This is a genomic window from Chromohalobacter sp. 296-RDG (assembly GCF_029889885.1).
Lineage (GTDB): Bacteria > Pseudomonadota > Gammaproteobacteria > Pseudomonadales > Halomonadaceae > Chromohalobacter.
The window spans coordinates 1-19,044 of record NZ_JARANY010000006.1 but is presented as its reverse complement, the minus strand read 5'-3'; the positions used below and the strand labels follow the sequence as shown (position 1 = coordinate 19,044).

Sequence of the window (19,044 nt, the reverse complement as noted above, 5' to 3'; positions counted from 1 at the left end):
CCGTAGGGATGCCCTTCGTCATGCTCACTGGCCGGCGACCCATGACCCGCCGGGCCTAGAGGCGACTTACCAACCCGTCGCTGCCTTCAGCGCATCGCCGATCTCGGCGAGCGAACGCACGGTCTTGACGCCTGCAGACTCGAGCGCGGTGAACTTCTCGTCCGCCGTACCCTTGCCACCAGCGATGATGGCACCGGCGTGGCCCATGCGCTTGCCCGGAGGCGCCGTTACACCGGCGATATAGGAGACCACCGGCTTTGAGACATGCTCCTTGACGTATGCTGCGGCTTCTTCTTCCGCCGTGCCGCCGATCTCGCCGATCATCACGATGGCTTCGGTCTGCGGGTCCTTCTCGAACATCTCGAGCATGTCGATGAAGGTGGATCCCGGGATCGGGTCGCCGCCGATGCCCACGCAAGTGGACTGGCCGAATCCATGATCGGTGGTCTGCTTGACGGCTTCGTAGGTCAAGGTGCCGGAGCGCGATACGATGCCGACCTTGCCGGACTTGTGGATATGCCCCGGCATGATGCCGATCTTGGTCTCGCCCGGCGTGATCACCCCCGGGCAGTTCGGCCCGATCAGGCACACGCCCAACTCGTCGCACTTGGCCTTGACGTCGAGCATATCGAGGGTCGGAATTCCCTCGGTGATGCACACGATCAGCTTGATGCCGGCATTGGCGGCCTCAAGGATGGAATCCTTGCAGAACGGCGCGGGCACGTAGATCACGGAGGCTTCGGCACCGGTCGTGTCGACGGCTTCCTTGACAGTGTTGAACACCGGCAGGCCGAGGTGCGTCTGGCCACCCTTGCCTGGCGTCACGCCACCCACCATCTGAGTGCCGTAGGCAATCGCCTGCTCGGAGTGGAAGGTCCCCTGGCCACCGGTGAAGCCTTGGCAGATGACCTTGGTGCTTTTGTCGATCAGGATACTCATTACTTGCCCTCCGCTGCTTTGACGACCTGCTGGGCCGCGTCGGTCAAGCTGGTAGCAGCGATGATGTTCAGTCCGCTGGAGGCCAATTTCTCGGCACCCAGCTCGGCGTTGTTGCCTTCGAGACGCACCACGACCGGCACGTTGACACCGACCTGCTCGACGGCACCGATGATGCCCTCGGCGATCATGTCGCAACGCACGATGCCGCCGAAGATATTGACCAGAACGGCTTTCACGGAATCGTCGGAGAGGATGATCTTGAAGGCTTCGCCCACGCGCTCTTCGGTGGCACCACCGCCAACGTCCAGGAAGTTGGCCGGCTGCCCGCCGTTGAGCTTGATAATGTCCATGGTCCCCATGGCCAGGCCGGCGCCATTGACCATGCAACCGATATTGCCTTCCAGAGCGACGTAGTTGAGTTCCCACGCCTGAGCGTGCGCCTCACGTTCGTCTTCCTGAGACGGGTCGCGCATGGCTTGCAGATCGGGATGACGATACAGCGCATTGCCATCGAGGCCGATCTTGGCATCCAGGCAGTGCAGGTCGCCGCTGTTGTTGATCACCAGCGGGTTGATCTCGAGCAGCGCGAGGTCTTTTTCTTCGAACAGCTTGGCCAGGCCCAGGAAGATCTTGGTGAACTGCTTGATCTGTGCGCCTTCCAGACCCAGGTCGAACGCCAGTTCACGCGCCTGGTACGGCTGAGCACCGACCAGCGGATCGACTTCGGCCTTGAGAATCTTCTCGGGCGTTTCTTCGGCGACCTTCTCGATTTCCACGCCGCCTTCGGTGGAGGCCATGAAAACGATACGCCGCGTGCCGCGATCGACGACGGCGCCCAGATAAAGCTCGTTGGCGATATCGGTGCAGTCTTCGACCAGGATCTTGGTGACCGGTTGGCCCTTCTCATCGGTCTGGAAGGTCACCAGGTTCTCGCCCAGCCATTTTTCAGCGAACGCCTTGGCATCCTCGACGCTTTCGACCAGCTTGACGCCGCCCGCCTTGCCACGGCCACCTGCGTGAACCTGGGCCTTGACGACCCACTTATCACCGCCAATCTTCTTGCACGCATCGGCAGCTTCTTCGGGGGTATCCACGGCGAAACCCTTGGACACCGGTAGACCATAATCGGCAAACAACTGTTTGCTCTGATACTCGTGAAGGTTCATCGTGTCATGCCATTGGTTGCATGTGACTCGAATGGTAGCGATGGCCTCGAGCTTTTACAGCCTCAGGCCACCGCTACCCCTGTTCGCTCCCGCCTAAGCGGGAGCGACGCGTCTCTACACTGAAACGCTCGTCGAAACGCTTATTTGCGCTTCTTGCGGTTGGCCATATGAATGGCGTGGCCATCCACCGCCAACGCCGCTTCGTGCACGGCTTCCGAGGTGCTCGGATGCGCGTAGCAAGTCAATGCCAGGTCTTCAGCGCTGGAGCCGAATTCCATGGCGATGACGCCTTGCGCGATGAGCTCCCCGGCATGTTGACTGATGATATGCAATCCCAGAACGCGGTCGGTTTCGGCATCGGCAATGACCTTGGCCATGCCTTCCGACGCATTGTTGGCCAGCGCGCGTCCGTTGGCCGAGAACGGGAAGGAGCCCGTCTTGACCTCGATGCCGGCGTCTTTCGCGTCCTGCTCGCTCATGCCAACCCAGGCGATTTCCGGGGCGGTATAGATCACGCTGGGGATAGCGTCGTAATTCATCTCGGCTTTGTGCCCGGCGATGATATCGGCGACCATCACCCCCTCTTCGGACCCCTTGTGCGCCAGCATTGGACCACGTACCACGTCACCGACGGCGTAGACACCCGGTACGTTGGTGCGGCACTGATCATCGACGAACACGAAACCATGCTCGTCGAGCTTGATACCGACATCATCGCTGAGAATGCCCTCGGTGTAGGGACGACGTCCCACACACACGATCAGCTTGTCGAAGGTCTGCTCCTGCTCGCCGTTAGCGTCGGAATACTTGACCACGACTTCCTTGTCCTTGATCTCGGAGCCCGTCACGCGAGCCCCCATCTTGATGTCCATGCCCTGCTTCTTGAACAGCTTCTGGCCTTCCTTGGCAATGTCCTGGTCGACCATCGGCAGGAAGGCGTCCATCGCCTCGAGGACCGTGACTTCACTGCCCAGGCGATTCCAGACACTGCCCAATTCGAGGCCGATGACACCGGCACCGATCACACCGAGACGCTTGGGCACCTCGTCGAACTCGAGCGCACCGCTGGAATCGACGATCAAGCCCTCGGTCAAAGGCGTCGGCGGGATATCGACCGGCACAGAGCCGGAAGCAATCACGATGTTCTCGGCATCATAGGTGGCCGTCTCGCCATCTTGACCGGTGACTTCGACCTGCTTGTCGGAGACGACCTTACCGGCGCCTTCCAGCGCCGTGACGCCGTTGGCCTTGAACAGCGCGCTGATGCCGCCCACGTTCTTGGCGATGACGCTTTCCTTGAACTCCTGCATCTTGGCAATGTTGGGGGTCGGCTCGCCCACCTCGATGCCGATCTCCGCGTAATGATCGCGGGCTTCGACAAACTTGTGAGAGGTTTCCAGCAAAGCCTTGGAAGGAATGCAGCCCACGTTCAGGCAAGTGCCGCCGTGAACGGTCTTGCCTTCCTTGTTGACCCACTTCTCGACGCACGCGGTCTTCAAGCCCATTTGAGCAGCGCGAATGGCCGCCACGTACCCGCCAGGCCCGGCACCAATAACGATCACATCGAATTTATCGGCCATGAAATCATCCTGTTCGAATTCAGTTAATTAGTCGCAACGCATTGTTCGGCGACAGCCATCACACGTCGAGCAAGAAACGTGCGGGATCTTCGAGCAGTTCCTTGATCGTGACCAGGAATTGCACCGCGTCCTTGCCGTCAATCATGCGGTGGTCATAGGAGATAGCGAGATACATCATCGGACGAATCTCGACCTTGCCGTCGACGGCCATCGGACGCTCCTGGATCTTGTGCATACCCAGAATCGCTGTCTGCGGCGGATTGATGATCGGTGTCGACAGCAGCGACCCGAAGATACCGCCGTTGGTGATGGTAAAGGTGCCACCCTGCATGTCTTCGATGCCGATCTTGCCGTCACGACCGCGCTCGCCGAAGTCGACGATGCTCTTCTCGACATCGGCAAGTTTCATGCTGTCGGTATCACGCAGCACCGGTACGACCAGGCCACGCGGCGTGGACACGGCGACACCGATGTCCTGATAGCCGTGATAGACGATATCGCTGCCATCGATCGACGCGTTCACGTCGGGGAAACGCTTGAGCGCCTCGGTACACGCCTTGACGAAGAAGCCCATGAAACCGAGCTTGGTATCGTGCGCCTTGAGGAAGGTTTCCTTGTACTGACTGCGCAGATTCATCACCGCACTCATGTCCACCTCGTTATAGGTGGTCAGCATGGCGGCGGTCTGCTGTGCCTGCACCAGACGCTTGGCGATGGTCTGGCGCAAACGGCTCATCGGCACGCGTTGCTCTGGACGATCACCCTCGACGGCGGGTGCCGGCGCTGCGGCAGCCTTGACGTCGCCGCCCTCGGGTTTGCCGCCCTCGGGTTTGGCGCTCTTCTTGGCGGAACTGTCCTTGACGGCCTTCTGGACATCTTCCTTGAGGATGCGACCGCCCTTGCCGGTGCCTTCGATCTTGCTGGCATCCAGGTCATGCTCGGCGACCAGTTTGCGTGCTGCCGGCGCAAGGATCTTGTCACCGACCTTCTCATCACTGCCGGTGTCTTTCGACTCGCTCGCCGTATCGCCAGATGCGGAAGCCTCACCGCCCGCGGCATCACCGCCGGCGCCTTCGGCGAACAATGCGAGCACCGCTTCGGACTCGACCTGCTCGCCTTCTTGCACCTTGATCTCGCTGAGGGCGCCATTGGCCGGGGCGACGACTTCGAGCACTACCTTGTCGGTCTCGATGTCCGCAAGGATATCGTCACGCTTCACCGCTTCACCGACCTGCTTGTGCCAGGTGGCCACGGTCCCTTCCTGGACGGACTCCGGGAAGCTCGGCGCCTTGACGTCATACTGGTTGCCAGACGCCGTCGACTTGGCATCATCGGACTTGGCTGCTGCCGCGTCCTGCTTCTCGCTGGTCTCTTCTTTTTTCTCTTTTTTCGAGTCCTCGGCAGGCTTTTCGCCGCCACTTTCACTCGCGGCGCCCAGCATTCCGAGCACCTGCTCAGAATCGCACGTATCGCCTTCTTCTACCTTGATTTCGGTCACGGTACCGGCGTCCGGTGCCACGACTTCGAGAACGACCTTGTCCGTCTCGATCTCGACAATCAGCTCATCACGTTCAACGCTATCACCGACCTTCTTGTGCCAAGTGGCGATGGTGCCCTCGGCAACGGATTCCGGGAAATTCGGCGCTTTGATCTCAGTAGCCATGTCGTTTCCTTAGTGTTTTCTCTCGATCCCGATGGAACGCCTCAGCCAGTAATGGCGTCTTCCACCAGCTGACGCTGCTGTTCAACATGGACGGACATGTAGCCGGATGCCGGTGCGGCGGATGCCGGACGCCCTGCGAATTTCAGATCGCGCCCCAAGCCTTCTTGAACCATATCGGCCACCAGACGCATATGATGCTGGCTTTGATACCAGGCGCCCTGGTTGAGCGGTTCTTCCTGACACCAAACGACCTGTTCGAGGTTCGAATAGGTCTTGAAGACCTCGTACAGCTCTTCCTTGGGGAAAGGATAGACCTGTTCCAAACGCACGATCGCAACATCGTCGTTGCCATTCTCGGCACGATAGCTCACCAGATCGTAGTAGACCTTGCCCGAGCACAACACCACGCGCTTGACACTCTCCGTGTCGAGCTTGCCTTGATCCGGCAGCACCATTTCGAAGCGGCCATTGGCCAGATCTTCCAGCGTCGAGGTTGCTTCCTTGTGACGCAGCAGGCTCTTCGGTGACATGATCACCAGCGGCTTGCGCAGCGGACGAATCACCTGTCGGCGCAGAAGGTGGAATATCTGGGCCGGCGTGGTCGGCATGCAGACCTGCATGTTGTGCTCGGCGCACAGTTGCAGGAAGCGCTCGAGACGCGCCGAGGAGTGCTCGGGTCCCTGCCCTTCATAGCCGTGCGGCAGCAGCATGGTAAGCCCGCAAAGCCGTCCCCACTTGGTCTCACCGGAGGAAATGAACTGGTCGATCACCACCTGTGCCCCATTGGTGAAGTCACCGAACTGGGCTTCCCAAATGATCAAGGCCTTGGGTGTGGTCGTGGAATACCCGTACTCAAACGCGAGTGCCGCTTCCTCGGAAAGGAAAGAATCGCGGATGGTGAAATTTGGCTGGTCTTCCTTGATGTACTCCAGCGGCACATAAGTCGAACCGTCTTTCTGGTTATGCACGACGGCATGACGATGAGAGAAAGTGCCGCGTCCTGTATCTTGGCCCGTCAGACGTATCGGATGGCCTTCATCCAGCAAGGTGGCATACGCCAGCGTCTCGCCGAAGCCCCAGTTGATAGCCAGATCACCAGCGGCCATCTTGCGGCGATCCTCGTAGATCTTGGCCACCTGGCGCTGTACCTCGACTTCCTCGGGGACTGCGCACATTTTGTCGGCAAGCGCCTGCATACGCGTCATGTCGATCGACGTATCGGCATCACCAGTCCACGTGTGCCCTAGATAAGGCGTCCAGTCGACGAATAGCTCGGTATTGGGCTCCTTGACCAGCGCGTTGGCAACGTGGTTGCCTGCCACAAGATCATCGCGATACTTCTCAACCATGGCGGCCGCTTCGTCGTCGCTGATCATGCCCTCTTGCACCAAGCGCGCCACATAAAGCTCACGCGAACTCTTGTGCGACTTGATCTTCTGGTACATCAGCGGCTGGGTGCCGGAAGGCTCGTCAGCTTCGTTGTGGCCGCGCTTGCGATAGCAGACGAGATCGATCACCACGTCCTTGTTGAACTGGTAACGATAATCGACGGCCACCTGGGTGGCATGCACCACCGCCTCGGGATCGTCGCCGTTCACGTGGAAGATCGGTGCCTGGACCATCTTGGCGATATCGGTGCAGTATTCCGTGGAACGTGCGTCATCGGCTCGTGATGTGGTGAAGCCGACCTGGTTGTTAATGACGATATGCACGGTACCGCCGGTCTTGTAGCCACGGAGCTGGGACATCTGGAATGTCTCCATGACCACGCCTTGGCCGGCGAGAGCGGCATCACCATGAACGACGATCGGCAGTACCTTGGCACCCTCGCCGTCTTCGCGGCGGTCCTGGCGGGCACGCACGGACCCTTCGACCACCGGCGTGACGATCTCGAGATGCGAGGGGTTGAACGCCAAGGCCAAGTGGACCTCGCCACCCTCGGTCATGACGTTGGAACTGAAGCCCTGGTGGTACTTCACATCCCCCGAGCCTTGCTGGATGACTTTCTTGCCGTCGAACTCGTCGATCAGTTCCGACGGACTCTTGCCCAGCAAGTTGACCAGCAGGTTGAGGCGACCCCGGTGCGCCATGCCGATAACGACTTCCTTGGTGCCATAGTTACCAGTGCGCTGGATGATTTCGTCAACCATCGGGATAAACGTCTCGCCGCCTTCCAGCCCGAAGCGTTTGGTGCCTGGGTACTTGGACGCGAGATAAGTTTCCAATCCCTCGGCAGCCGTCAAACGCTCGAGGATGTGCTTGCGCACATCGATGCTGTAGTCCGGCTTGGAACGCACCGATTCGAAGCGTTGCTGCAGCCAACGCTTTTCGTCGGTGTCAACGATATGCATGAACTCGCAGCCAATGCTGCGGCAGTACGTCTTCTCCAGGACGTCGACGATTTCCTTGAGCGAGGCTTGATCCTTGCCCAGGAACAGCGAGCCGGTCTGGAAGGACGTCTCCATGTCAGCGTCGGTCAGCTGATGGAAGGAAAGATCCAGATCAGGAATTGGCGTCGGGCTGCGCAGCCCCAGCGGGTCGATATCGGCACGCTGATGGCCGCGAAAGCGGTATGCGTTGATCAGCTGGAGAACCTTGACCTGCTTCTTGTTCTCGCTGCTGTCGGCGACACCGGCGGCGGGTTTGCCACGCTGGTTTTGCGCCAACTGATAGAACTGATCACGAATCGGACTGAGAGGAACGTCGTGAGAGGGGGCGCCTTCCGGACGAGGTAACTGATCGAAATAGTTACGCCATTCGTCGGGAACCTCAGAGGGCTCGACGAGATATTGCTCGTAGAGCGCTTCCACGTAGTGGGCGTTGCCGCCGCTGACATGGGAAGTGCGCCACATCAACTCCATTATGCCTTCTTGCATTTCTTAATCACCCTATGCACTGATGGGTGTTCTTGGCGCTGGCACGCCCGGACGTGCCGGCGTCACTTGGGACCTGCGGGAACAGGTTGGCGTCACACGCGATGCTAGGGTCCACTTATCGTCAAAAGCCGGTGCGCAGGGCACCGGCTAACGGCGATCGTTGGACCGGCCTCCTGCGACGGCATGTCGCAGGAAGAAGCTTGTTGCCAATGATAACAAGCCACGCGGCGCGATTTAAGTGGCATTAGACAGTAACATCTCACGAATCTTGCCAATCGCACGCGTCGGATTGAGCCCTTTAGGACACACCGCCACGCAATTCATGATGCCACGGCACCGGAACAGGCTAAACGGATCCTCAAGCCGCGCCAGGCGCTCGCTCGTTGCGGTATCACGCGAATCGGCAAGGAAGCGATAAGCCTGTAGCAAGCCCGCTGGACCCACGAACTTGTCCGGATTCCACCAGAAAGAGGGGCAAGCCGTAGAGCAGCAGGCGCACAGGATGCACTCATAAAGCCCATCGAGTTTTTCGCGCTCTTCCGGTGACTGCAAGCGCTCGGTGGCCGGCGCAGCGGTATCGTTTTGCAGATAAGGCTGGATGCTCTCGTACTGCTTGTAGAACATCCCCATATCGACCACCAGATCACGGATAACCGGCAAACCGGGCAGTGGACGCAGCACCAGCTTGTTGTCCTTGATCACCTCGGACAACGGCGTGACGCAAGCCAAGCCATTCTTGCCGTTCATGTTCATGCCATCGGAACCGCAAACCCCTTCGCGGCAGCTACGCCGGTACGCCATGGAACTATCCTGCTGCTTGATCATTTCAAGTGCATTGAGAACCATGATGTCGCGGCCCTGCGTGTCCAGCTCGAACTCCTGCATATAGGGCACGGAGTCGGTTTCCGGGTTGTAGCGATAAATGGATATCTGAAGCATAGACATCTTGGACAACCCCTTAGTAGGTGCGAATTTTCGGCTCGAAGGTCTCGACGGTCTTCGGCGCAAAGTTCACGTCACGCTGCCCAAGCCGCTTCTCGACCGGGAAGTACATGGAGTGCTTGAGCCAATTGGCGTCGTCGCGATCCGGATAGTCGTAGCGCGAATGCGCGCCGCGGCTTTCCTTGCGGTCCAAAGCGGAGATTGCCGTGGCTTCCGCCACCTCGAGCAGATTGTCGAGCTCCAATGCTTCGACACGCGCGGTGTTGAAGGCATTGGATTTATCGGCCAGATGCGCATTACCGATACGCTCGCGGAGATCGGCCAGTTTCTTGACGCCCTCCTGCATGGTGTCTTCCTGGCGAAAAACACCGAAATCGTTCTGCATGACCTCCTGAAGTTCTGCACGCAGCTCAGGAATTGCCTCGCCACCGCTCGATTCATCCCAACGGTTGAGGCGGGCCATGGCACTGTCGATATCGGACTGAGCCGCCTCGAGGTAATCGACCCCTTCATTGAGCGCTTCTTCGATGAACATGCCGGCGGCACGTCCGAAGACCACCAAGTCTAGCAGTGAATTGCCGCCCAGACGGTTGGCACCGTGCACGGACACACATGCCGCCTCGCCACAGGCGAACAGCCCGTTGACGATCTGATCGTTGCCATCGGCGTCCTGCATGATCGCCTGGCCGTGGACGTTGGTCGGCACGCCACCCATCATGTAATGGCACGTCGGCACGACCGGAATCGGGTCTGTGGCGGGATCGACATGGGCGAAGGTCTTGGATAGCTCGACGATACCCGGCAGACGCTTCCCCAGAACCTCCTCACCCAAGTGATCGAGCTTGAGCATGACGTGGTCACCGTTTTCGCCACAACCACGCCCTTCAAGGATTTCCATGACCATAGCGCGAGCCACGACATCGCGGCCGGCCAGATCCTTGGCGTTCGGCGCGTAGCGCTCCATGAAGCGCTCGCCATCCTTGTTGATCAGATAGCCGCCCTCGCCACGACAGCCTTCGGTGACCAGGACTCCGGCCCCGTAAATACCGGTGGGGTGGAACTGCCACATCTCCATATCCTGCATGGAGAAGCCAGCGCGAAGCGCCATGCCGATACCATCGCCGGTATTGGTCAGCGCATTGGTCGTTGACGCGTAGATGCGGCCCGAGCCACCGGTCGCCAGCACCGTGGCCTTGGACTTGATATGCACGAGTTCACCGGTTTCGATGCACATGGCGATACAGCCCACTACATCGCCATCGGCATTTTTCACCAGGTCCACCGCATACCATTCATTCAGAAACACGGTGTTATTTTTCAGGTTGTTCTGATACAGCGTATGTAGCAGCGCATGGCCGGTACGGTCGGCAGCGGCACATGTACGCGCGGCCTGGCCGCCCTTGCCGAAGTCTTTGGACTGACCGCCGAAGGGGCGCTGATAGATGCGGCCGTTATCGAAACGCGAGAACGGCAACCCCATGTGTTCTAGCTCGAAAACCGCCTTGGGGCCTTCGGAACACAAGTACTCAGTGGCATCCTGGTCGGCGATATAGTCACCGCCCTTGACGGTGTCGTACATGTGCCAGCGCCAATCGTCATTGGGATCGGCGCTGGCGATGGCGCAGGTGATGCCGCCTTGGGCGGAGACGGTGTGCGAGCGCGTCGGAAAGACCTTGGAAAGCACCGCGGTCTTCTTGCCGGACTTGGCCAGCTCGAGCGCGGTACGCAGGCCAGAGCCACCGCCACCGATGATGATTGCGTCGAATGTCAGGCTACGCATATTGGACATGGATTAGGCTCCCCAAAGGACTTGAACGCCCCACACCAGAAAAACAAAGATGGCCAGCATGACGACCGCTTGAAATGCAAAGCGTGCACCCGCCTGCTTGAGATAGTCGGTGGACACCGTCCACAAGCCGACCCATGCGTGCGCCGCGATGGAAATAAAGGCCAGCAGGGAAAAGATGCGCATCCAGGTCTGCGAGAAGAGACCGCTCCACGTGGCGTAATCAAGCCCCGGATGGAACAGTAGATACAGGACCATGAATACGGCATAGACTGCCAGAATGATGGCCGAGACTCGCTGGATCAGCCAATCGGACAGGCCGCTACGACCGAGGTTCGTGATATTGGTTACCATACCCAGACTCCTGCCAGAACCACCAAGATGGCACTGATCACGACCGTGATCTGCGCCTTGCGATATCCGCCCTCGAGATCCACGCCAATACCTGCATCCATCAGCAGGTGCTTGATGCCGGCCACGAAGTGGAAGCCCAGCGCCGAGAGCAATCCCCAAGCAATCAGTTTGGCGAGTACGTTGTTGGCGAGGGTGTCACGCACTGCTTCGAATCCTTCGGGAGACGACAGTGACGCGTCGAGGGCCCAGAAACCGAAGATCAATCCCACGAAGAGGATGACACCGGTAATGCGGTGGGCAATGGAGGTCAATGCGGGAAGTGGAAATTTTATAGTCGTCAGGTCTAAGTTTACGGGTCTTTTGCTATTCACGGCTCATCACACTCTCTTGGCCCGCCAGCGGCTAGGGCTGTACCCGGTGCGGGCGGTGGTTTGAGGGGGAGGCCTTGGTCGAGGGCTTACATGACCAAGCCATGCTCCTGCCAGTCGCGCGGGTTAAGATTATAAGGACCGGGGGATGTCATGACAAATGAGATAGCCCTTGCAGCCATCCGCATGGACGCGTCAAATAGGGTAACACTTCCGGGTGAAAACCTTGCTCGCCCCCTTTCTATCGCCACGTCAGGACACACCATGCGCGGCGGCGCCATGGTCACAGGCGCCCTAGGCCCAATTGACAATCCACCGCGTGGTTCTATAGTAGGCGCATTATTTTCGCTGGCATGGCAAGCAAGACAAAGACTTAGGTATAAAGAGGAGGCCATAATGGCTGACAGGAAAGCGCAGTTGACGGTAGAAGGGTTGGACAAGACGATCGAGTTCCCTGTCTACTCCGGCACCGTCGGGCCTGATGTGATCGACGTCCGCGGCCTGACCAGTGAAGGTCTGTTCACATACGACCCGGGCTTCGTCGCCACCGCCTCCTGCGAATCAGGCATCACCTACATCGATGGTGCTGCAGGCGTTCTTCTCCATCGCGGCTACCCCATCGGCCAACTCGCCGAGCACTCCAATTACGTCGAACTCTGTTATCTACTGTTGTTCGGAGAGCTCCCCAGCAAGGCACAATACGACGACTTCGCGGCCACCGTGAGAAATCACACCATGGTCCACGAACAACTCGTCAACTTCTTCAAGGGCTTCCGTCGCGACGCTCATCCGATGGCGATCCTGTGCGGCGTCGTCGGTGGCCTGGCCGCCTTCTACCACGACAATCTGGACATCACCAAAGAAGAAGAGCGCCGCGTCAGCGCGATTCGCCTGATCGCCAAGATGCCGACCCTGGCCGCGATGTGCCACAAATACAACATAGGCCAGCCATTCAATTATCCGCGCAATGACCTGGATTACGCGGAGAACTTCCTCTACATGATGTTCGGCAACCCGTGTGAAAGCTACGTGGTCAACCCGGTTTTCGCCAAGGCCATGGACCGGATCTTCATGCTGCATGCCGACCATGAACAGAACGCCTCCACCTCGACGGTTCGTCTAGCAGGTTCGACCGGCGCCAACCCCTTCGCCTGCATCAGTGCCGGCATCGCCGCACTATGGGGTCCGGCTCACGGTGGTGCCAACGAAGCCGTGCTCAACATGCTCGATGAGATCGGTGATGAGTCCGAGGAGAACATCCAGCGTTTCATCGACCGCGCCAAGGACAAGGATGATCCGTTCAAGCTGATGGGCTTTGGCCACCGCGTCTATCGCAATTTCGACCCGCGCGCCAAAGTCATGAAGGAAACCTGCGACGAGGTGCTGGGCGAACTCGGCATGGCTGACGACCCGCAGCTCAAGATCGCCAAGCGGCTCGAGCAGATCGCATTGGAAGACGGCTATTTCATCGAACGTAAGCTCTATCCAAACGTCGACTTCTATTCGGGCATCATCCTCAAGGCGATCGGCATTCCGACCAACATGTTTACCGTCATCTTCGCCATGGCCCGTACGATTGGCTGGACGTCTCACTGGAACGAGATGATCAGCGGCAGCTATCGCATCAGCCGCCCGCGTCAGCTCTATATAGGTCATTCCCAGCGGGACTATCCAACCAAGTAACTTGCTAGCCACAACCCAACCGAAATACTCCCGGACAGGTTACTGCACGCAAGCATCACGGACCGCCTTCAGGGCGGTCCGTTGCGTTTGACTCCGCGTCTTCCCGCCCCTAAAACCTCCCGCTCCCACAGCCTTGTTCTTCTGCCCCTGACGCCGCTGGGCGTTTTCCACACTTTCTGTGGATAAACCTGTTCAAAACCTTTCGGTAGTTCGCCAGGAACACCATGACAAGGCGGTTACGCTCAAATCGGTTAATTTTTAACCTTCTATAAGTGATTGAAAAATCGAATATTTTTCAATAGCGCGCAGCATGAGGGGCCTCATCCGGCGTTATACACAACACGAAAAGGGTTACGACACGGCAGTGGACAAAATTCCGGAGGTGTCAAGGGGAAAAACGTATAAAAACGTCTAATGGCGAACGAGAAGCAGACACAAAAAAAGACGCTTCAGCGTCTCTGATATCGCCACTACTGTGGGCAAGGGTGGCGTCCCATAGGGGGTTTGAACCCCTGTTACCGCCGTGAAAGGGCGGTGTCCTGGACCACTAGACGAATGGGACGCATTGTCTTGATGCTTGGTGGAGCCTAGCGGGATCGAACCGCTGACCTCAACACTGCCAGTGTTGCGCTCTCCCATCTGAGCTAAGGCCCCGCGCTTCAAGACGGTGCGTAGAATACTGATAACGCCGAGATTCGTCAATAGCTGTTGAGAAGGAAGAAGGAAGACAGTATCTGGAGTTTTCTTCCCTCTTCAAGCTGCATAGCAGCGTCCTTCCTTCTTCCAGGCGCGCAGCGCCGCTCTTCCAGCTCAGGGCGAAGCCCGGGAGCTTACAGCTCCCGATATTCCTTCTCGAAGCGTTTGGTCTGCTTCTTGGAGATACCCCCCAGCACCTCGATGGCATGGCGCAAGCGTGCCCGTGTCATGTCCGAACCGAGAATCGCCATGGCATCCAGCACCGAGGTAGAAGTCGCGCTCCCCGTAACGGCGATGAAGACCGGTGCCAGAAACGCTTTCATCTTCATATTGAACGCCTCGGCCAGGAACTTGACCTCGTCGAGCAAGGCTTCCTTGTGCCAACTGGAAACGCCTTCCAGTCGCCAGGTCAAAAACTGCAGTAACTTGAGCAAGTCCTCATTCTCGAGCTTAATGCCCTCGAAACTGGACGCCTCGAGCGGCGGCACCCCCGAAAAGAAATGCCCGGCCAACGGCATGACATCGGAGAGTGTCGAGATTCGCGGACGTACCTGCGGCAGAATTTGACTGACGTACTCTTCATTGAAGGCCCACTCTCTCAGGGCCTGCAGCAAGGCAGCATCGTCCAGATCCTCGCGGATATAGACGCCATTAAGCCAAGTGAGCTTCTCTAGATCGAACACCGGCCCCCCCAGCGACACGCGCTGGATATCGAAGTTTGCCATCATCTCTTCGAGGGTGAATTTCTCGCGGTCGTTGGGCATGGACCACCCCATGCGGCCCAAATAGTTGGTCACCGCCTGCGGCAAAAAGCCCATGTGCCGATAATAATTGATCGAGGTCGGGTTCTTGCGCTTGGACAGCTTCGACTTGTCCGGGTTGCGCAGCAATGGCATATGGCACAGCGTCGGCATCGACCAACCGAAGTACTCATACAGCAGCTTGTGCTTGGGTGCCGAGTTGATCCACTCCTCACCGCGCATGACATGCGTGATGCCCATCAGATGGTCGTCGACGACATTGGCAAGGTGATACGTTGGCATGCCATCAGACTTGAGCAGGATCTGGGCATCGACCTGCGCCCAATCGACTTCGATCTCACCCCGCAGCATGTCGCTGACGATGCAACTGCCCTCGCTGGGTACCTTCATGCGCACCACGTAAGGCCACTGTTCGCGCTCGCGACGCGCGACTTCTCCATCGCTAAGCGCCAGGTCGGCGGGCTTGAGCGCCAGGTGCAGCCCCGCCGCCTTGCGTGTCTCACGCAGCTCATCGAGTTCCTCGCTGGTCCGATAGCACTTGAACGCATGCCCGGTGTCGAGCAACTGCTGCGCATATTGCGTATAGATGTCGACACGCTCGCTCTGCCGATACGGGCCATGAGGGCCACCGATATCCGGACCTTCATCCCATTCGAGCCCCAGCCAGCGCAGAGAGTCGAGGATCATCTGCTCCGACTCGGCCGTCGAACGCATCCGGTCCGTATCCTCGATACGGAGGATGAACTGCCCGCCGTGCTGACGCGCGAAACATAGGTTGAACAGCGCGATATAGGCCGTGCCGACATGGGGATCGCCGGTCGGCGACGGCGCAATACGTGTACGTACGGTCATGAAGTTCCCGATCATTGGTGACTGACGATGGGGGACATTATACGCATGCACCTCCCCGGCATCAGCACCGTCGACGTCTTCTTCACAAGGCCAGGTGCTCGCGAAACCACTCCGTAATGAAATCCAGGTAGGCGCGAGTCTTGTCAGGCAGGTATTTGCGCGAACGAAACAACACCAACATGCTGCCGTGCTCATTCCAATACGGCTGCAAGAGTGGGGTCAGCTGCCCCTCCTCCACTGCCGCGCGCGCCGCGAATGTAGGCAGATAGGCCAAGCCAAACCCCGCCTTTGCCGCTTCGACCACCCCCAGCAGATTATTGATTACCAGACGCGAATTAGGCTCTATATCCAGCGGCTGTCCATTGAGCGAAAAGCGCCAGTGAGCACCTAGGTCGTAATTGCCGTAGAACACTGTATCGAACTCGGCGATGTCCTTGGGATGCAGCGGACGTCCGACACGGGCCAGATAATCCGGCGCTGCGTACAGACCATAGACCACTTTGCACAGCGGGCGCGACACCAGGCTCGATGGCGGCATCGGTCCCATGCGAATGGCCAGGTCCACCGAGTCGTCGATGGGCTCGAATCGCTGATCCTCGAGCAGGATTTCCACCGACATCTCGGGATAGCGGCGCATGAAGGCGGTGGTCGGCTCTGCCAGGTACATAAAGCCGAAGCTCACCTGGGCACTGACCTTGAGTTGCCCCCGAGGTTGCGACGTCACCGACTGGACCTGCGCCTCCGCCGTCTGCAACTCCTCGATGACCCGCAACCCATGCTCGTAATAGATCTGTCCAGCTTCCGTAAGGCGCAGCGAACGCGTCGAGCGATTGAGTAGACTGACGCTTAACTCATCCTCGAGTGCAGCCACACGCTTGGAAGCCAACGACTTGGAGATGCTCAGACGCCGCGCCGCGGCGGTAAAACTGCCCGCACGAACGACCTCGACGAAGACACGCAATGCATCCAGTGTCGTCATGTTGAAGATACCCCGACTACCAGTTTCCAATTTAGAAACACTAGTTTTCGATTGTACCCTCTTATTACGCAAAGGCCGACTGCCTATAATGGCAGCGCTCGGGCAGGCGATGTTTCGCTCCCGACACGCGTGGTCTTTTCTCAGCGAAAGTGCCACGCGCACGCTAACGGCGTCAGGCAGCTTCGGCTGTCCTGTGCCGTGTGGCATCTTCAGTGAAACGAGCTTTTCTTTGCGCCACCAGGCTGTTCTCCGGAACGGCCGGCGCTCTTTTCTTCCTCATTCTATCCTTCCCCATGCTGCAACACGGCTCCGGCATGCGCACTGCATTCTGGTCATAACCCCCAACCCGAAACATACTTTGGTATTGGCTGGATATGCTAAAGCGTTAACCTCATGGCGAGATGTCTACATGGACGCACTGGGACCCCGAATCAAGCAGCTAAGGATATACGCCGGCTTGAGCAAGGCCGCCTTGGCCAGACGTGTCGGCGTATCGGACGTCACGATTTCCTATTGGGAATCCGGCACCATCAAGCAGGTCGGACATGAGCGACTCATCGCGCTGGCCAACTCGCTGCATTGCTCACTCGAACGACTACTCGAAGATGGCAATGCCGTCGCCACACCCACGGCCTCTCAACGTATCACCGAGGACGCACTCAGCAGTGCCCCCCTATTGGCACTACATGCCATGCCTCCAGTGCCGTGGAAAGCTCACACGCTCGCGGTCCCTCTCCCGACCTCGGGCACCGCCATCGATACCCTCGTTCGGGGATGTTACCTAGTGACGCCGGGCGCAGGCGAGACATTCGCCTATCTCGAGGAAGGCGATATCGCTGCCATTCTTCCCACCTCGCAATTCCGGCAGGAAGGGCTTTACCTGCTCGACTGGCGGCATGCACTCACGATCCAGCATCTGAGCCAGCCTGAACCCGAGACGTTGCGCATCGCCGATCCTGCGCACCACACTACCGTCGATCCAAACCAGCCCTTCCCCTTTCATATCGCGGGGCGCCTTCAGGCTCGCTGGAAACAACGTGACGACAGCGATTGACGCCACCCGGCAGACTTTTCTGACCGTCTCAGAGATTTAATGGATCACATCTTGGTCCATACTAAATGCATACCTCATCAACGGGAGGCCGCATGATAAAAGCCATTCTGCTGGTGACACTGTTCGCCCTGGCATGGTCGGTACTGGCCGATGACCCTGGCCAGCACGACTCGCTCAACGACAGTCGACAGCGCAATCAACTGCAACGTGACGTCAGCAGCGACCGCGCCACCACGATCGAACGTCGCCAGTCGCTGAACCGCAGCGAACACCGCGATGAGCGTTTCGACGAGCGCCAGCAGCAAGAGCGTCAACTCAAGCGCTCTCAGCGCCGTTTGGAAGACTCGCAACGCGAGCTTAGAGATCAGCGCAACCAATCGCCCTGATACAAAAAAGCCCGACCAATCCCGGCCGGGCTTCCGTACAAATCTGCATTTCCTTGCAGTCATGACGGACTTCCTGTCCGTGCCTCCGTGCTTACCTAGGTGTCCTTTTTACCTAGCTTCCTTGCTTTCCGCCCTTCCGTGGCGTACACAATCACCATGGCAGAAGAATTTCAGTAGTCAAAATAACCTGAATTAAACAACCCCAATTTAATGTTATGTCTCGGAAAGTAAGAGAGTATCAATACAAGATCTCCTGCTCTTCAAGTATCAATACGCCAGTAAGGCTAGAACAGGCATCGCCTTGACTCTCGCCGTCGATCCCCCATGCAGCGCATCGCTATCCTCGACAGTCTAAGCCCTAGCCTGACAGTAGAGACTATGAAATCATAAGCACCCTATATATTGGAGAACATCATGCAGTATGCAAAATATGGCCGTGTAGCTTTAGCGATCATAACTGTGGGTATTCCCCTTTTGTCGACAATGGCCTCAGCCTCCAGCGAAGAAGCTTGGAGCGACTTCCGTGCCAACGTCGAAAAAACATGTCGTGCCGCCGCAGCTGACAGCTTCAATGTCGAAACGATTGCAGTGGATCCCTTTGGCTCCAAACACTTCGGCCTTGCCCGCCTGACCGGACATGAGCGCGGCACCAAGAAGCGCTTACAAATATTATGCGCCTACGATAAGCAGACTCAGCAAGCTGAAATCGGCGGCCCCATGGATATTAAAACGGACATGCAGGCAGGCAAACGTCAATAAGGCAATTAGATGTCGGGACCCATGTGCTATTCGCTGGTCAGGTCGGCGATCCGGACCCAAGCGATGCGGACCTGAGCAAGATATGAGACGCTGCTCTCCCTTCGTCGGCGCTTCCTGATCGTCGCCAAAGTAAACCTCCCAGGTACCGAATCGAAAGCACTGCGAGTACCAAATGAGTACCAGCATGGTTCGAAAAACCT

15 protein-coding genes and 2 tRNA genes are annotated in these 19,044 nt (G+C 58.3%); 4 read left to right on the top strand and 13 right to left on the bottom strand.

The annotated features are described in order from the left end of the window. Window positions 1–66: 66 nt before the first annotated feature. From sucD to sdhC, 9 genes are all read right to left on the bottom strand, one after another. Entirely contained in the window at window positions 67–939 is an 873-nt protein-coding gene (sucD, locus tag OP495_RS04080) for a succinate--CoA ligase subunit alpha (RefSeq protein WP_280561635.1), read from the bottom strand. Beyond that, a complete protein-coding gene (gene sucC, locus OP495_RS04075) occupies window positions 939–2,105 on the bottom strand; it encodes an ADP-forming succinate--CoA ligase subunit beta (RefSeq protein WP_280561636.1) in 1,167 nt (388 codons plus the stop codon). Before sucC ends, sucD begins: the two co-directional genes overlap by 1 nt. Before the next feature lie 140 nt (window positions 2,106–2,245). Next, window positions 2,246–3,685, bottom strand: a complete 1,440-nt coding sequence (lpdA, locus tag OP495_RS04070; protein ID WP_280561638.1) for a dihydrolipoyl dehydrogenase — start codon at window positions 3,683–3,685, stop codon at window positions 2,246–2,248. 58 nt (window positions 3,686–3,743) lie between these two features. Beyond that, on the bottom strand, window positions 3,744–5,348 hold the full coding sequence (gene odhB, locus OP495_RS04065) for a 2-oxoglutarate dehydrogenase complex dihydrolipoyllysine-residue succinyltransferase (protein WP_280567423.1): 1,605 nt from the start codon (window positions 5,346–5,348) through the stop codon (window positions 3,744–3,746). A 41-nt stretch (window positions 5,349–5,389) separates the two neighbouring features. Continuing rightward, window positions 5,390–8,224 carry a 2-oxoglutarate dehydrogenase E1 component gene (locus OP495_RS04060; RefSeq protein WP_280561642.1) on the bottom strand — a complete coding sequence of 945 codons (2,835 nt, stop codon included), beginning with the start codon at window positions 8,222–8,224 and terminating at the stop codon, window positions 5,390–5,392. 234 nt (window positions 8,225–8,458) lie between these two features. Continuing rightward, the gene (locus tag OP495_RS04055; RefSeq protein WP_348521295.1) at window positions 8,459–9,163 is read right to left on the bottom strand and encodes a succinate dehydrogenase iron-sulfur subunit; all 705 of its coding nucleotides are present in this window, start codon (window positions 9,161–9,163) and stop codon (window positions 8,459–8,461) included. 19 nt (window positions 9,164–9,182) lie between these two features. After that, complete coding sequence (gene sdhA, locus OP495_RS04050) at window positions 9,183–10,955, bottom strand: succinate dehydrogenase flavoprotein subunit (protein ID WP_280561646.1); 1,773 nt, start codon at window positions 10,953–10,955, stop codon at window positions 9,183–9,185. 3 nt (window positions 10,956–10,958) lie between these two features. Then, window positions 10,959–11,306, bottom strand: coding sequence for a succinate dehydrogenase, hydrophobic membrane anchor protein (gene sdhD, locus OP495_RS04045; RefSeq protein WP_040244087.1), 348 nt, complete (start codon window positions 11,304–11,306; stop codon window positions 10,959–10,961). Then, window positions 11,300–11,677: a succinate dehydrogenase, cytochrome b556 subunit gene (gene sdhC / locus OP495_RS04040; RefSeq protein WP_075369620.1), complete on the bottom strand. Its 378-nt coding sequence runs from the start codon at window positions 11,675–11,677 to the stop codon at window positions 11,300–11,302. The genes sdhD and sdhC overlap by 7 nt, the downstream gene beginning before the upstream one ends. A gap of 393 nt (window positions 11,678–12,070) precedes the next feature. Between sdhC and gltA the strand changes: the two genes are divergently transcribed. Further along, a complete protein-coding gene (gene gltA / locus OP495_RS04035) occupies window positions 12,071–13,357 on the top strand; it encodes a citrate synthase (protein WP_280567506.1) in 1,287 nt (428 codons plus the stop codon). A 486-nt stretch (window positions 13,358–13,843) separates the two neighbouring features. Here the strand turns inward: gltA and OP495_RS04030 are convergent. The 4 genes from OP495_RS04030 to OP495_RS04015 all read right to left on the bottom strand — a co-directional run bounded on the left by OP495_RS04030 (window position 13,844) and on the right by OP495_RS04015 (window position 16,645). Continuing rightward, window positions 13,844–13,919: transfer RNA gene (locus tag OP495_RS04030), tRNA-Glu, on the bottom strand. Between the two features lie 16 nt (window positions 13,920–13,935). Beyond that, window positions 13,936–14,011, bottom strand: a tRNA-Ala gene (locus OP495_RS04025). 176 nt (window positions 14,012–14,187) lie between these two features. Beyond that, complete coding sequence (gene gltX / locus OP495_RS04020) at window positions 14,188–15,666, bottom strand: glutamate--tRNA ligase (protein ID WP_280561650.1); 1,479 nt, start codon at window positions 15,664–15,666, stop codon at window positions 14,188–14,190. Between the two features lie 82 nt (window positions 15,667–15,748). Then, entirely contained in the window at window positions 15,749–16,645 is an 897-nt protein-coding gene (locus OP495_RS04015; RefSeq protein WP_280561651.1) for a LysR family transcriptional regulator, read from the bottom strand. Here OP495_RS04015 and OP495_RS18790 point away from each other — a divergent pair. The 3 genes from OP495_RS18790 to OP495_RS04000 all read left to right on the top strand — a co-directional run bounded on the left by OP495_RS18790 (window position 16,563) and on the right by OP495_RS04000 (window position 18,844). Further along, window positions 16,563–17,699, top strand: a complete 1,137-nt coding sequence (locus OP495_RS18790; protein ID WP_348521293.1) for a helix-turn-helix transcriptional regulator — start codon at window positions 16,563–16,565, stop codon at window positions 17,697–17,699. The two genes, OP495_RS04015 and OP495_RS18790, sit on opposite strands and share 83 nt — an antisense overlap. A 92-nt stretch (window positions 17,700–17,791) precedes the next feature. After that, window positions 17,792–18,085 carry a hypothetical protein gene (locus tag OP495_RS04005; protein WP_280567419.1) on the top strand — a complete coding sequence of 98 codons (294 nt, stop codon included), beginning with the start codon at window positions 17,792–17,794 and terminating at the stop codon, window positions 18,083–18,085. A 414-nt stretch (window positions 18,086–18,499) separates the two neighbouring features. Continuing rightward, window positions 18,500–18,844, top strand: coding sequence for a hypothetical protein (locus OP495_RS04000; protein WP_280561656.1), 345 nt, complete (start codon window positions 18,500–18,502; stop codon window positions 18,842–18,844). The last annotated feature ends 200 nt before the right edge of the window (window positions 18,845–19,044 follow it).

Coding starts and splice junctions, on each gene's coding strand:
- sucD (WP_280561635.1), bottom strand. CDS start 939: ATGAGTATCCTGATCGACAAAAGCACCAAGGTCATCTGCCAAGGCTTC.
- OP495_RS18790 (WP_348521293.1), top strand. CDS start 16,563: ATGCTCAGACGCCGCGCCGCGGCGGTAAAACTGCCCGCACGAACGACC.
- OP495_RS04060 (WP_280561642.1), bottom strand. CDS start 8,224: ATGCAAGAAGGCATAATGGAGTTGATGTGGCGCACTTCCCATGTCAGC.
- OP495_RS04015 (WP_280561651.1), bottom strand. CDS start 16,645: ATGACGACACTGGATGCATTGCGTGTCTTCGTCGAGGTCGTTCGTGCG.
- lpdA (WP_280561638.1), bottom strand. CDS start 3,685: ATGGCCGATAAATTCGATGTGATCGTTATTGGTGCCGGGCCTGGCGGG.
- sdhA (WP_280561646.1), bottom strand. CDS start 10,955: ATGTCCAATATGCGTAGCCTGACATTCGACGCAATCATCATCGGTGGC.
- sdhD (WP_040244087.1), bottom strand. CDS start 11,306: ATGGTAACCAATATCACGAACCTCGGTCGTAGCGGCCTGTCCGATTGG.
- OP495_RS04000 (WP_280561656.1), top strand. CDS start 18,500: ATGCAGTATGCAAAATATGGCCGTGTAGCTTTAGCGATCATAACTGTG.
- odhB (WP_280567423.1), bottom strand. CDS start 5,348: ATGGCTACTGAGATCAAAGCGCCGAATTTCCCGGAATCCGTTGCCGAG.
- OP495_RS04005 (WP_280567419.1), top strand. CDS start 17,792: ATGATAAAAGCCATTCTGCTGGTGACACTGTTCGCCCTGGCATGGTCG.
- gltX (WP_280561650.1), bottom strand. CDS start 15,666: ATGACCGTACGTACACGTATTGCGCCGTCGCCGACCGGCGATCCCCAT.
- sucC (WP_280561636.1), bottom strand. CDS start 2,105: ATGAACCTTCACGAGTATCAGAGCAAACAGTTGTTTGCCGATTATGGT.
- OP495_RS04055 (WP_348521295.1), bottom strand. CDS start 9,163: ATGCTTCAGATATCCATTTATCGCTACAACCCGGAAACCGACTCCGTG.
- gltA (WP_280567506.1), top strand. CDS start 12,071: ATGGCTGACAGGAAAGCGCAGTTGACGGTAGAAGGGTTGGACAAGACG.